This is a genomic window from Leeuwenhoekiella marinoflava DSM 3653 (genome assembly GCF_900129005.1).
Classification (GTDB): domain Bacteria; phylum Bacteroidota; class Bacteroidia; order Flavobacteriales; family Flavobacteriaceae; genus Leeuwenhoekiella; species Leeuwenhoekiella marinoflava.
This window is the reverse complement of record NZ_FQUN01000007.1, coordinates 242,830-255,998: the sequence shown is the minus strand read 5'-3', so window position 1 is coordinate 255,998 and position 13,169 is coordinate 242,830. Positions and strand designations below refer to the sequence as shown.

At 36.4% G+C, this 13,169-nt stretch carries 11 protein-coding genes and 2 tRNA genes; 8 read left to right on the top strand and 5 right to left on the bottom strand.

All coding sequences use genetic code 11. The annotated features are described in order from the left end of the window. Positions 1–109: 109 nt before the first annotated feature. From BUB91_RS07175 to BUB91_RS20975, 3 genes are read left to right on the top strand one after another with little or no spacing between them, the layout of a single operon-like run. The gene (locus BUB91_RS07175) at positions 110–1,240 is read left to right on the top strand and encodes a DegT/DnrJ/EryC1/StrS family aminotransferase (protein WP_073098551.1); all 1,131 of its coding nucleotides are present in this window, start codon (positions 110–112) and stop codon (positions 1,238–1,240) included. Positions 1,241–1,252: 12 nt separating this feature from the next. Further along, positions 1,253–1,411 (top strand): hypothetical protein, encoded by a 159-nt coding sequence (locus BUB91_RS20980; RefSeq protein WP_164917839.1) that lies wholly within the window; start codon positions 1,253–1,255, stop codon positions 1,409–1,411. Positions 1,412–1,452: 41 nt separating this feature from the next. Next, the gene (locus BUB91_RS20975; protein ID WP_164917838.1) at positions 1,453–1,623 is read left to right on the top strand and encodes a hypothetical protein; all 171 of its coding nucleotides are present in this window, start codon (positions 1,453–1,455) and stop codon (positions 1,621–1,623) included. A 177-nt stretch (positions 1,624–1,800) separates the two neighbouring features. Here the strand turns inward: BUB91_RS20975 and BUB91_RS07165 are convergent, their stop codons facing one another. Beyond that, positions 1,801–2,358 carry a nitroreductase family protein gene (locus BUB91_RS07165; RefSeq protein ID WP_073098549.1) on the bottom strand — a complete coding sequence of 186 codons (558 nt, stop codon included), beginning with the start codon at positions 2,356–2,358 and terminating at the stop codon, positions 1,801–1,803. A 244-nt stretch (positions 2,359–2,602) separates the two neighbouring features. Between BUB91_RS07165 and BUB91_RS07160 the strand changes: the two genes are divergently transcribed. Continuing rightward, the gene (locus BUB91_RS07160) at positions 2,603–4,564 is read left to right on the top strand and encodes an OmpA family protein (RefSeq protein ID WP_073098548.1); all 1,962 of its coding nucleotides are present in this window, start codon (positions 2,603–2,605) and stop codon (positions 4,562–4,564) included. 71 nt (positions 4,565–4,635) lie between these two features. Here BUB91_RS07160 and BUB91_RS07155 read toward each other — a convergent pair whose 3' ends face one another. Both BUB91_RS07155 and BUB91_RS07150 read right to left on the bottom strand, forming a co-directional pair. After that, on the bottom strand, positions 4,636–7,302 hold the full coding sequence (locus tag BUB91_RS07155) for an AsmA family protein (RefSeq protein WP_073098547.1): 2,667 nt from the start codon (positions 7,300–7,302) through the stop codon (positions 4,636–4,638). Between the two features lie 6 nt (positions 7,303–7,308). Further along, positions 7,309–8,028, bottom strand: a complete 720-nt coding sequence (locus BUB91_RS07150) for a queuosine precursor transporter (protein WP_073098546.1) — start codon at positions 8,026–8,028, stop codon at positions 7,309–7,311. A 109-nt stretch (positions 8,029–8,137) separates the two neighbouring features. On the opposite strand from BUB91_RS07150, the gene folK reads away from it, so the two are divergent. Then, a complete protein-coding gene (folK, locus tag BUB91_RS07145; RefSeq protein WP_073098545.1) occupies positions 8,138–9,265 on the top strand; it encodes a 2-amino-4-hydroxy-6-hydroxymethyldihydropteridine diphosphokinase in 1,128 nt (375 codons plus the stop codon). Here folK and BUB91_RS21475 read toward each other — a convergent pair. Both BUB91_RS21475 and BUB91_RS07140 read right to left on the bottom strand, forming a co-directional pair. After that, complete coding sequence (locus BUB91_RS21475) at positions 9,258–9,392, bottom strand: hypothetical protein (RefSeq protein WP_262490538.1); 135 nt, start codon at positions 9,390–9,392, stop codon at positions 9,258–9,260. The genes folK and BUB91_RS21475 overlap by 8 nt on opposite strands. A gap of 133 nt (positions 9,393–9,525) precedes the next feature. Continuing rightward, positions 9,526–10,065: a TrmH family RNA methyltransferase gene (locus tag BUB91_RS07140; protein WP_073098544.1), complete on the bottom strand. Its 540-nt coding sequence runs from the start codon at positions 10,063–10,065 to the stop codon at positions 9,526–9,528. 179 nt (positions 10,066–10,244) lie between these two features. Between BUB91_RS07140 and mutS the strand changes: the two genes are divergently transcribed. From mutS to BUB91_RS07125, 3 genes are all read left to right on the top strand, one after another. After that, a complete protein-coding gene (gene mutS, locus BUB91_RS07135; RefSeq protein ID WP_073098543.1) occupies positions 10,245–12,872 on the top strand; it encodes a DNA mismatch repair protein MutS in 2,628 nt (875 codons plus the stop codon). Between the two features lie 91 nt (positions 12,873–12,963). Next, a tRNA-Gly gene (locus tag BUB91_RS07130) sits at positions 12,964–13,035 on the top strand. A gap of 46 nt (positions 13,036–13,081) precedes the next feature. Continuing rightward, positions 13,082–13,165 (top strand) — tRNA-Leu (locus tag BUB91_RS07125). Positions 13,166–13,169: the final 4 nt, after the last annotated feature.

Sequence of the window (13,169 nt, the reverse complement as noted above, 5' to 3'; positions counted from 1 at the left end):
TGAAGTGGCTAGATTTCGTACTTTCGTCTTACCAGAAAATGACCGGATTTTTGATATAAAATCACTTTTCAACTTTTTATTTTTTCAATTTTCGGCATAAAAAATACCTATGAGAAAAATACAAATGGTTGACCTTAAAGGTCAATACGAACCTATAAAAGAGCAAGTAAACCGCTCTATTCAAGAAGTAATTGATAACACTGCATTCATCAACGGCCCTGAAGTTCACGGTTTTCAAAAAGAACTTGAAGAGTATTTAGGTGTAAAACACGTGATTCCTTGTGCTAACGGCACAGATGCTTTACAAATCGCAATGATGGGGCTGGGACTAAAACCCGGCGATGAAGTAATAACCGCAGATTTTACATTTGCTGCTACTGTAGAGGTTATTGCTTTATTGCAACTCACGCCTGTGTTAGTTGATGTGAATCCACACAGTTTCAACATTGATGTAGAAGCGATAAAACGAGCTATTACACCAAAAACTAAAGCTATCGTTCCTGTGCATCTTTTTGGTCAGGTTGCCGAAATGGACGCAATTATGGAAATTGCTGAAGAGCATAATCTCTTTGTTATTGAAGATAATGCTCAAGGAATTGGTGCTGATTATACACGTAAAGATGGTAGTAAAGTAAAAACTGGTGCTATTAGTCACGTGGGAAGCACTTCTTTTTTTCCTTCAAAAAACTTAGGTTGTTATGGTGATGGCGGTGCTATTTTTACTAACAACGACGACTTAGCACACACCATACGAGGTATCGTAAACCATGGTATGTATGAGCGCTATCATCATGATGTGGTAGGTGTAAACTCTAGATTAGATTCTATACAAGCTGCAGTTTTGCGAGCAAAGCTTCCTAAGCTAGACGATTATAATGCGAGACGCCGGGCATCTGCCCATAAATATTCAGAAAAATTAAAAAACCATCCTAAGATCACAACTCCTATGATTTGTGATGTTTGTGATTGTCACGTTTTTCATCAGTATACTTTACGTTTAAAAGGTGTTGATCGTGATGCGTTGGTAAAGCATCTTAATGCTAATGAGATTCCTTGTGGTGTTTACTATCCTATTCCGTTGCATAAGCAAAAAGCCTATGCAGATGAGCGCTATAACGAGAAAGACTTTCCTGTTACTAATCAATTAGTACAAGAAGTGATCTCATTGCCGATGCATACTGAGCTTGATGATGATCAAATTGAGTATATTACATGTAAAATCCTAGAATTTATTGACTAAAAACTAACCACTATGCGCAACATTCTTCTACTAGCTGTTTGTATTTTCAGTTTAAATGCTTTTTCTCAAAAAACCTATTTACAAGTAGATAAATTGGTAGATACAAAAAACGGCAAGATCCTCGAAGAAAAAACGATAGTGGTTATAGCCGATTCTATTCAGGAAATTTAGATGTATATCAAAGTGGAACTGGTCAAATAATTGACCTAAAATTGAAAACGGTATTACCAGGTTTCATTGATATGTACGTGCATATAGCAAGTGAGACCGGCCCTTATAAATACCTAGAAAAATTTACACTGAATGAAGCAGACATTGCTTATAAAACTCAGGAAATTGCACTGCGCACTGATGAGCAAAGAAACTGTAGATTTAATGATTGAGGATGAGACCCTATTGCGTCCCCAATTTAAGCGCAGGTAAATATGTTGCTAAAAAAGCTAAAACAGAAGGCTACTATTCTGCAGTGATTGTTCCTAAAGCTTTAGAAATAGGACCTCAGCTACAAAAAACTTTTGCTACGGCTTATAAAAAGTTGGTCAGGTTATTAAAGAAAGCTTTTAAAACCAAGTTGTTTTTGATTGCACAGTATCTCTCTCACCGTTGAATGGCTCACCATCATAAACTCCCAAATAGAAAAAACCGAGACAAACCTCCCCATCTTCCAGTTTAAGATCAGCATGCATTTCTTTAATATAACCCGGACTACTCCAGTATCCTCCAAGACCTAGTTCTCCAGCCATTAACCACAAGTTTTGAACAGCCATTGCTGTCGCAGCTACTTCTTCCCATTCCGGGATACTTTCTTTAACATCGCGCTGCATACAAATAGCAATAACAGCTCCACTTGTTTCAATCTTCTGAATGCTCTTTTTCAATTTAAAATCAGAAAATTTATCAGCAGGAGTATCTTTTGTGTAAGCTTTTGTCACAAAATCAGCAAGAATTGCTAATGCATCGTCTTTAAAAACTTTAAACCTCCAGGGTTGTGTTTTTCGGTGCGTAGGAGCCCAGTTTGCAGCCTCAAGCAACTCTTCGATTTGCGCTTTTGTAACTGCTTTTTCAGAAAATTGATTCGGAAAAATGGACCTTCTATTTAAAATTGCCTCTTTCAGCATATAATTTGTGTTTTATCAAATTTAATGAGTTTCAGATAAAGCTATTCATAAAATCCCTACTGATTATTATATCCTCTTGTCAAATATTCGAGTAAAAACTGTAAAAAATGAACCAACTCTCTGAAAAACAGGGAAAATCCCCCTCAATTATTAACACCTATACAGACAATAAATAATTTTCAGCTCATTATTTAATTATATTTGTGCTCCCCTAAATCCTAATTTCAAACACATCGTTATTGTTATGCAACAAGTCAATAAAGGCATCCTTTTATTCAAGCTATTGTTTATTGTATGCGTCACTTTTTCATTCGCTCAAGAAAAAGAATTAAGTAAAGCAGATAAAAAATTTGAAAGCTATGCATTTATAGATGCTCAAAAGATCTATTTACGCTTAGCAAAAGAGGGCTATGAGTCGGCTGAGCTTTTTCAAAAACTAGGGGACTCGTATTACTTTAACGGAAAATACGAAGACAGCGCAAAGTGGTTTAAAAAACTCGTTGAAAAATATCCGGAAACAGTAACACCAGAATATCTTTTTAGATATGCTCAATCTTTAAAAGGAATTAAACAATATAATGAGTCTGATAAGATTATGGCTGAATTCAGAAAGCTTAAAGGAGGTGACTCTAGAGCAGAGCTTTTTGCCGAAGAGCCAGACTATCTTGAAGAAATAAGTTACTCTGATAGTGAGTATGAAGTAGAAAATCTAAGAAAAACCAACTCCAGATTATCAGATTTTGGACCTATGCTCTATGAGAATAAACTTATTTTCTCATCTTCTCGGGACACCGGGACTACAAAAAGATACATTCACACTTGGAATAACGAACCCTTTTTAGATTTTTATCAAGCTCCCATTGATGCTGAAACAGGTGAATTAGGAGCTGTTGAAAAATTTGGAGGTAATCTTAACTCACGCTACCATGAATCATCTCCTACATTCACGACAGATGGAAACACCATGTATTTTACGCGTAATAACTTTAGTCAAGGTGTAAAGCGTACAGATAAAAATGGGACTATACGTCTTAAAATATTTAAGTCTGTAAAAAAAGGAGACTCTTGGGGAACACCTGTTGAATTACCATTCAATGCTGATGACTACTCTGTCTCGCATCCTGCGTTAAGTCCAGATAATAAAAAATTATATTTTGCATCAGACATGCCCGGTACAAATGGCTTTTCCGACATCTGGGTTGTTGATATTTTAGGTGATAATGAATACAGTACACCTGAAAACTTAGGACCAATTGTCAATACAGAAGGAAGAGAAAATTTCCCCTATATGAGTAAAAAAGGGAATCTCTACTTTTCATCTGATGGGCGACCAGGCTTGGGTGGTCTTGATATCTATGTCGTGACAACCAAAAAGAATGGTGACATAGCTTACGTCATCAATTTAGGAGAGCCCATTAACAGTCCACAAGATGATTTTGCCTTTATTGTAGATGAATATACAAACACCGGTTACTTTTCAACTAATCGTTATTTTGGGATGGGAAGTGATGATATTTTCAGATTCACAAGAATACCTAAAGAAATACCGGTTTGCGAATCATTAATTACCGGTACTGTTAGAGATAAAGAAACTAACCTTCCTATTCCTACTGCTACAGTAAGTATATTGGATCTTGAAGGAAATTTACTGCAAAAAACAGAAGTAAATGAAAATGGGGAATATACATTAAATCCTATATGTGATGAAGAGATCTTAATTCGTGCAGATGAACCTGAATATTATTCTGCTGAAGAATTAGTTACTGCGCCTTCTAACGGAGACTCAATGGTTGTTGACTTATACCTCGAGCCAAGAATTACAAAAATTAATGAAGGAGACGATCTGGCAAAATTACTTGATTTAAAGCCAATTTACTTTGATTTTGACCGCTTCAACATCAGACCCGATGCCGCTGAAGAACTTACTAAAGTACTTGCAGTAATGGAATCTAACCCAACGCTTGTTGTTGAAATTAGATCGCATACAGACAGCCGAGGTAATGACGCATACAACCTTAGCCTTTCTGACAAAAGAGCACGTTCTACAGCAGATTGGATTGTAAGCAGAGGCATTGAACCTAGCCGTATTTCCGGTAAAGGATTTGGAGAAACGCAACTTATAAATGATTGTGGTAATGGCTCTGATTGTTCCGAAGAGCAACACCAATTAAACAGGAGATCTGAGTTTATAGTAATTAGTTTTTAAATACATTGTTATACATAAACAAGGAGCACTCGTGAGTGCTCCTTGTTTATGTATAACATTCCCAAAATCAATCAATTGTTAGTTTTCGTAGTATCAGTTGCTGTTTTTTTCTTCCCAAACAAACCACCTAAAACGTCTTTAACAGCTTTTGCGGTATTGTTTTGGGTTGAAGTTTGAGTCGAGTCTTTTGCTGTATTTACCGCTGAAGTATCTGCAGGCTTATTTCCTTTAAGAATCCCTCCTAAAACATCTTTGATTTTATCTTCTCCCTGCTGCTTGAACTTATCTTTTTGAGTAGCAACTAGCTGCTGTGTTAAACTACTTACAGCCTGCTGCGTATTTAAAGATACCTGCGGATTCGTAAAATTACCGGTTAATTTAACTGGTAGATCAACAGTATATTTTTCCAAATCTGTATTGCTCAAACCTGCTAAAGTGCTTCCCACTTTTGAACCTAGATATGTTCCGGGCACTTTAAGATTAAGCGTATAGTTCATCGTATTTTCTAAACTGTGCGTACCGCTTACCCCTACATTAATTCCTTTTATGTTGAAATCAAATGGCTTTACAGTAACTAAACCTTGATCAAAATTAAGTTGTGTCTTTAGATTACTAAAATCTAACTTATCTAAATTAATAAAGTCGAGTTTAGAATCTAACGTGCTTAGCAATTTCATCTTTTCAGAGTCTACCTCTACGGTTAACAACTGTGCTAAGGCCTTACCCGCTAAAGATGAAAGCACAGGAGTTAAATCATCAGATAAATTACCGTTTAGTTGAATATTGGTGTTTAAAGCTCCCTGTAAGGCTTTAGCAATTGGAGCAAACTGCTGAAGCATCTCAAGACCTTCAAAAGATTGACCGATGTCAACACTTTTCAAATCCAGATCCATCTTGAATGTTGGCGTTGCTGTTTTTGTACTCACAGTTCCGTTAAGGCCAATTGCTCCCCCAAAAATATTAGACTTAATATTATTAAGACTAGCAGTCTCATCCTTCACACTTAGATTACCACTCACATTGGTAAGCGTGATGTTATCATAAATAACTTTTCCGGCAGTAAAATCTATAGCTGCATCTAAAAAAGAAGGTATTTTAATTGCTGACTCTCCTGTTGGTTGCCCAGCTGTTTTTTCAGTATTTGCAGCTGTTTCTTGCGGTGTAGTTTCAACAACACTAAAATCTGCCAGATCAATCACTTTTGAGTTTACGGTAAACCTTCCTTTTAAATCTTCTTTAGAAAGCACAAAAGGAATCAGATTCTCAATACTTCCTTTTGCTGAAATATCAGTCTGACCGGTTTTAGCGTCTAGGTTATTCAACGTAATTGTTCCCGGATTAAACGTAATATTAGTTTGTGCCATCGTCAACGGATTTGGAAGTTCTGGCGAAACATATCTGAAATCTTTTAAACTTGCAGTACCCGAACTTTTTATATTTTGATACTGCTCTTTCTCAACACTGTTCATATCAAAATTAGCCGTCATATCAACAATAAGCATTCCATTTAAATCCTGATCTAACTCAAGTGGGTAAGCCTGCTCTAGATTAGCTAAATTGAGTTTACCTTTTAAAGCGAGGTCAACTAATGGATTTGTAGTCAAACGGTCTATTCTACCTTTTGCATTAAACACATCCTGATCAATTCTAAAATTTAGATTTCCTAAACGCAAATAAGTATCATCCAGATCACCTGTTTCATTCACAATACTTGCGTCAATTATAATATCTTGAACAGATTTTGGCAAGTCTGGATATTTAAAAGAAGCATTATTAGACAGAATTTCAATATTCATCATTGGGATATGCGCTTCGTCAACCACTCCATTTATCCTACCATTTACACTGAAATCCCCTGTTGTTGTAACGCCTTCTAGGTTTTTAGCATAAACTTCAGGAATCACTCCTAAGAAGTTTTTAAAATCACTAGATGGTGTTTTAAAAGATAAGTCCAGTTCATTATTATTTTCATTTACCTGAACAAATCCTGAGAAAACCAATGGTAATTGATTAATCAATGCTTCGTTTTCTTTAAACGTATAACGCTGTTCAGCAAGGTTCATTTCAATTACCGCATCTAGCGAAATCTTATTTTGCTTCAAATAATTGACTCCGTCAAAATCAAACGAAGCCAATGCTTCGGTAGTGGTGTTCAGATTCGAAATATCAGCAGAAAAGTCACCGTCTCCCTCATGGTTCACTTCAGACAAACGCATAAAAGTCTGTGTGCTTTCGTCTAAATAATTAATGCGAGAGTTCGAAATCTCGTAATGCTGCACATCAAATTGAAATCCACCAGAACTATCAGCAAGTGTATCTGCAGAAGCAGTAGTTTCTTTTGCAATATCATAATTAGCATTGCCCAAACTATCAACCTTAATATTTATAAACGCTTCTTCCAGACTAATCGCATCTACTGCAATAGGCTCGCCAGAAGAGGTTTTAAAAAGTTGCATAATCCCCATATCTAGCTGTAATTCACTTCCGCTGGCAAGCGTATCTCCCTCAAAAGGGGCTTTATTGATTAGACTAAAATTTTTAACCTTCACGCTTGCATCCGGAAAACTGCTAAAAAGGGTAAGATCAAAATTTTCCCAAGCAACCGTAGCATTCAGATTTTCATTTATAGAACGCTTCAGCAAATCTTCTAACTGTCCTTTAAACAAGAAAGGCGCGGCAATAAGACCGATCACCAGTACCAAGAGTACAATTCCTATTATTTTAAATATCTTTTTCATAGTATTTTAAATTTTTTCTTCCTGTTGGAAGGCATTAAGTTCTGCTCCTATCTCTTCACCCCGAGCCAGTTTAAAGCGTTTTCTAAATAAATAAACGCCCAGATACAAAAACGGCGTATCGCAAACCGCAACTAAAATTTTAAACAAAAACCCGCTTAAAAGCAGTGTTCCAAATAAATTCCATTCTATTTTATTGAAAGAGCACAACAACAAAAGTACTGTTGCAGTATCTACAAACTGACTGAAAAACGTAGAAAAATTATTACGAATCCATAGATGTCTACCTTTAGTTAACTTTTTCCAAAAATGAAACAACTGTATATCTATATATTGTGCAAATAAATAAGCCATCATCGAAGCCAAAACCGCAACTACTGTAGCTCCAAATACTTTATCAAATAAAACATCATCTACCGGCGACCAGTCTGTTGCCGGAACAACCGCTGAAGTATAAACGATTAATAATGAAAAAATACTGGCAAAAATACCAGCAGTTACAATTTGATTGGCTTTCTTTTTACCATAGATTTCACTGATCAAATCAGTTATCAAAAAGGTAATCGGATAGGGTAAAATACCCACCGAAATTTCAAAACGATACAAACCGAAAAAATCCCAATAAAAAAACTTCTGAAAAATGAGGTTGGAGACAACGAGAGAGCAAATAAAAAGTGCTCCCAAAATAAAATAAATTCGATAGGCTGCCAGTGCATCTCTCTGGCTCATTGTGGCTTGCGTCAAACTGCGGTACTTATTGGGTTCTTCTCATCAAAATTAGAAGAATGTACGGGGCTTTTACTTAAATTGCTCTTAAAATATTTAACAAAATACGCTCATTAAACCACTAAAAAACATACTCTTATCTTTAGGAAGTAATCAAGGTGATTCTTTTGAAAACTTGCAAAATGCGATTGATGCAATTTTTGAAGAACTAGGAACGGTAAAACAGATTTCTCCGGTTTACAAAACAAAATCTTGGGGCTTTGAAGGTGCAGATTTTTTAAACTGTGCAGTTTCTGCAGATACGCGCTTAGACTATCAAACCCTACTCACTACGTGTTTAAGTATCGAAAAAAAACTAGGCAGAGCTCGCTCTAATAAAGAAGGGTATAGCGATCGTCCTATTGATATAGACATTTTATTTTTTGGTGCCGATATTATAAATGAATCAAATCTAACTATTCCGCATCCTCATTTACAAGATCGAAATTTCGTAATATATCCATTAAATGATATCGCTTCGTCATTTGAGCATCCTATTCTTAAAAAGAGTATTTCAGTTCTTCAAGCTGAAAGCCCAGACAAAAGTATTCCTCATAAAATTCAACGCTGCCTTAGAAATCCACAGCAAGAACTGAATTTAAACAACTACAATTATATTGCTATAGAAGGAAATATTGGCGCCGGAAAGACTACACTAGCCACAATGATTAGTGAGGACTTTAATGCTAAACTTATTCTGGAGCGATTTAAAGACAACCCGTTTCTACCGAAATTCTACGAAGATCAGTCTCGATATGCATTCCCGTTAGAGATGTCGTTTTTAGCCGATCGTTATCAGCAGTTATTGGATGATATTGGTCAGTTTGATTTATTTAAAGATTTTATGATTGCAGATTATGACAGTCAAAAGTCATTGATTTTTGCAAAAGTAACCTTGAGCGAAGATGAGTACAGCCTCTATAAAAAGCTGCACAGTATTATGTATCGCGAAATTGCAAAGCCTGATCTTTATATCTATTTGTATCAGAACACAGAACGCCTTTTAGAAAACATAAAGAAACGTGGCAGAGCATACGAGCAAGATATTTCAGAAAGTTATCTGATAGATATCAATCAAGGATATTTAAATATGATAAAAAATAGAAGACAAGAAAACATAAAAATACTTGATATTTCTGAAATAGACTTTGTAGATAATAGAGTTGATTATTTGAAGTTACTGAAGCAGGTAATCACTTAACGTACAGAAAGCTCAACATTACGGTCATTATTGCCAGACCTATTACGATTCCTATAGCTAGACCAAACTTACACCCGTCTTTAGAACCGCGCTCATAAGAAGCGTAGTCAAAATCATCTAGTTTCATCTTGTTGGGTTTTGTTACTTTATACTTGTAAAACGTGAATTTTCACAATTAAATTGCTAACACCTCAACAATTACGAAAACTTTAATACAGATTTATGATTTTAAATAATTTTTAAGCAACAAATAATACCTGTTAATTATTTTTAATAATTTTTGAGTAAAAATCCCACAATACGATCCCCGCACTTACTGCTATATTAAATGAATGTTTAGAGCCTATTTGCGGTATTTCTAATACACAATCTGATGCATCGATCACTTTCTGCTTGACTCCTTTTACTTCATTACCAAAAATAATAGCCAGCTTTTCATCAGCTTGAATTTTAAAGTCATTCAACATGATTGCATCTTCCGCTTGTTCTACAGCTGCAACCTTAAATCCTTTTTGCTTGAGATCTTCAACCGCTTCCAAAGTAGACTCAAAATAACGCCAAGTAACAGTATCGGTAGCTCCTAATGCTGTTTTAGTAATATCTTTATGAGGAGGCTGTGCGCAGATTCCACATAAATAAACTGCTTCAATAAGAAATGCATCTGCACTTCTAAAAACTGAACCTATATTATTGAGGCTTCGTATATTATCTAAAACGACAATAATCGGGGTTTTCTTAGCTTCCTTAAATTCTTCAACCGTTTTGCGGTCAAGCTCACTGTTTTTCAACTTTCTATTCATACCGCAAAAATACAAATTCAGCAGCCTACAAAACGAACAAAAATTCACTTCCAATCCTTATACTATTGTTGAAAAATATAAATAACTCCTTAGCACATTTCGGTAATTACAGCATAGATTTTTTAAATTTATCCCCACTAGTTTTAACACCTATTTAATCTCGTATCCCTCTAAAAGTTATGGCAAAAAAACCGAAGCAAAAAAGTGTAACACCTTTGATGAAACAGTATAACGGTATTAAAAATAAATACCCAGATGCGCTGTTATTATTTAGAGTGGGAGACTTTTACGAGACTTTTGGCGAAGACGCTGTCAAAGCCGCAGGAATCTTAGGGATTATCTTAACCAACAGAAACAACGGTGGCGAGCGCACAGAACTCGCCGGTTTTCCACACCATTCACTAAACACGTATTTACCTAAACTGGTAAAAGCAGGATGTCGCGTTGCGATTTGTGATCAACTGGAAGATCCTAAACAAACCAAAAGTATTGTGAAACGCGGTGTAACTGAACTGGTTACTCCGGGAGTTGCATTAAATGACGAAGTGCTTCAATCGAAGAGCAACAATTTTTTAGGCGCTATTCATTTCGGAAAACGGCTCATCGGCCTTTCTTTTCTGGACGTTTCTACAGGCGAATTTTTAACCAGTCAGGGAGATGCAGCTTATATTGACAAACTATTGCAGAATTTCAGTCCGAGTGAACTTTTAGTTAGCAAAAAGAACAAGGGCGACTTTAAGGAAAATTTTGGGACAGACTTTCATATTTTTTATCAGGAAGATTGGGTTTTTAAAACCGATTTCGCTCACGAAAGTCTCAATAAACATTTCAACACAAAATCTCTTAAAGGGTTTGGTATTGAGCATTTAGAGGAAGGAATTATCGCTGCCGGAGCGGCGCTGCATTATCTAAGTGAAACCCAGCATCATAAATTACAGCACATTTCAAGCATAGGTCGTATTGCCGAAGATGCTTACGTCTGGATGGATCGTTTTACAATACGCAATCTGGAGTTGTATCAGGGCACATCTGCAAAAGCGATAACCCTGCTTGATGTAATAGACAAAACTATTTCTCCAATGGGTGGTAGACTGCTTAAACGCTGGCTGGCATTACCATTAAAGACACTTCAAGCCATCACTGAACGTCACGAGATTGTAGAATATATTCTTAAAAATCCTGACTTCTATGACAAGCTTTCTTTAGACATAAAAAAAATAGGTGATGTAGAGCGCCTTATATCTAAAGTGGCCACCGGTAAGGTTTCGCCCCGAGAAATCATTCTTCTAAAAAATTCATTAGAAGCGATGGTGCCCATCAAAATTTTAGGCGAGCAGGCAGAAAATCTGGCTTTGCAAATTCTTTCTGAAAAACTGAATAATCTGGAGCATTTGCGATCTAAAATAAAAGAGACCGTCGATGAAGATGCTCCGGTTAATATTTTAAAAGGAAGCACTATTGCTCCTAATTTCCATGAAGAGTTAGACGAACTCAGAAATCTGGCTACTTCAGGGAAGGCGTATTTAGACAAAATGCTCGAACGTGAGACTGAACGCACAGGTATCACTTCCCTTAAAATAGCTTCTAATAATGTTTTTGGATATTATATTGAAGTTCGCAATACGCATAAAGATAAAGTTCCTCCAGAATGGATCCGCAAACAAACGCTAGTCAATGCAGAACGTTATATCACTGAAGAATTAAAAGAATACGAAGCAAAAATTCTAGGTGCAGAAGAGCGTATTCTCACTATAGAACAACAATTGTTCAATCAGTTGGTGAGTTGGATAACTCAGTTTATTGAGCCGGTTCAAATCAACGCCAATATCATCGCACAATTAGATTGTTTACGCAGCTATGCTTGTCTCGCCAAAGAAAATAATTACAACAGACCAGAACTTGATGATTCGTACGAACTTGAAATAACTGAAGGTCGCCACCCCGTAATCGAAAAACAGCTCCCAATTAGCGAACCTTATATCGCTAACGATACGTTTTTAGATCGCGACACACAACAAATGATCATGATCACCGGACCTAACATGTCAGGTAAATCTGCAATTTTAAGACAAACCGCCTTAATCGTATTACTTGCACAGATGGGAAGTTTTGTTCCTGCTAAAGCTGCACGCATTGGTCTTGTAGATCGAATTTTTACCCGTGTGGGAGCAAGCGACAACATCTCGATGGGTGAATCTACTTTTATGGTAGAAATGAATGAAACCGCAAGCATCCTTAACAATATTTCAGACAGAAGCCTAGTACTTCTTGATGAAATAGGTCGCGGAACCAGCACCTACGACGGAATTTCAATCGCCTGGGCAATAAGCGAATACTTACATGAACACCCCTCACGTCCTAAAACTCTTTTTGCGACTCATTATCACGAGTTGAATGATATGGGCGAAACATTCAACCGGATTAAAAACTTCAATGTTTCGGTAAAAGAATTAAAAGACAATGTTTTATTTCTTCGGAAATTAATCCCTGGAGGCAGCGCGCATAGTTTTGGAATACACGTCGCAAAAATGGCAGGAATGCCCCAGCAAGTTCTACATAGAGCTAATAAAATGCTCGCTCAATTAGAAAAATCAAACAGAAAAGAAGAACATAAAAATTCTTTAGACGCCGCTCAAGATGATGAAATGCAATTGAGTTTTTTCAACCTAGACGACCCCCTCTTAGAGGAAATCAAAGACGAAATCCTTCATACTGATATAGATACACTCACTCCCGTAGAAGCCTTAATGAAGCTTAACGAAATAAAAAGAATGCTTGTACGCAGTAAGAAAAATCAGGTTTCTTAATTGTTTTAATTTTTTTAAAGAAATTGCTTTGCAGATTGAAGAAATCTTGTAAATTTGCATCCGCATTAGACAAGACGTTCTAATACAAATCGCGAAAGTAGCTCAGGGGTAGAGCATCACCTTGCCAAGGTGAGGGTCGCGGGTTCAAATCCCGTCTTTCGCTCTAAGAATTACTCCATTTAAAATGGCGTTTTTAATTGAAAGCCCAAGCTCGGGTGGTGGAATTGGTAGACACGTTGGACTTAAAATCCAATGAACATTAGTTCGTACGGGTTCAAGTCCCGTCCCGAGTACAGA

Bases quoted from the DNA above. Each gene is read 5' to 3' on its own strand.
- mutS (WP_073098543.1), top strand. From the start codon at position 10,245: ATGGCAAAAAAACCGAAGCAAAAAAGTGTAACACCTTTGATGAAACAG.
- BUB91_RS20980 (WP_164917839.1), top strand. From the start codon at position 1,253: ATGCGCAACATTCTTCTACTAGCTGTTTGTATTTTCAGTTTAAATGCT.
- BUB91_RS21475 (WP_262490538.1), bottom strand. From the start codon at position 9,392: ATGAAACTAGATGATTTTGACTACGCTTCTTATGAGCGCGGTTCTAAA.
- BUB91_RS07175 (WP_073098551.1), top strand. From the start codon at position 110: ATGAGAAAAATACAAATGGTTGACCTTAAAGGTCAATACGAACCTATA.
- BUB91_RS07155 (WP_073098547.1), bottom strand. From the start codon at position 7,302: ATGAAAAAGATATTTAAAATAATAGGAATTGTACTCTTGGTACTGGTG.
- BUB91_RS07140 (WP_073098544.1), bottom strand. From the start codon at position 10,065: ATGAATAGAAAGTTGAAAAACAGTGAGCTTGACCGCAAAACGGTTGAA.
- BUB91_RS07160 (WP_073098548.1), top strand. From the start codon at position 2,603: ATGCAACAAGTCAATAAAGGCATCCTTTTATTCAAGCTATTGTTTATT.
- BUB91_RS07165 (WP_073098549.1), bottom strand. From the start codon at position 2,358: ATGCTGAAAGAGGCAATTTTAAATAGAAGGTCCATTTTTCCGAATCAA.
- BUB91_RS07150 (WP_073098546.1), bottom strand. From the start codon at position 8,028: ATGAGCCAGAGAGATGCACTGGCAGCCTATCGAATTTATTTTATTTTG.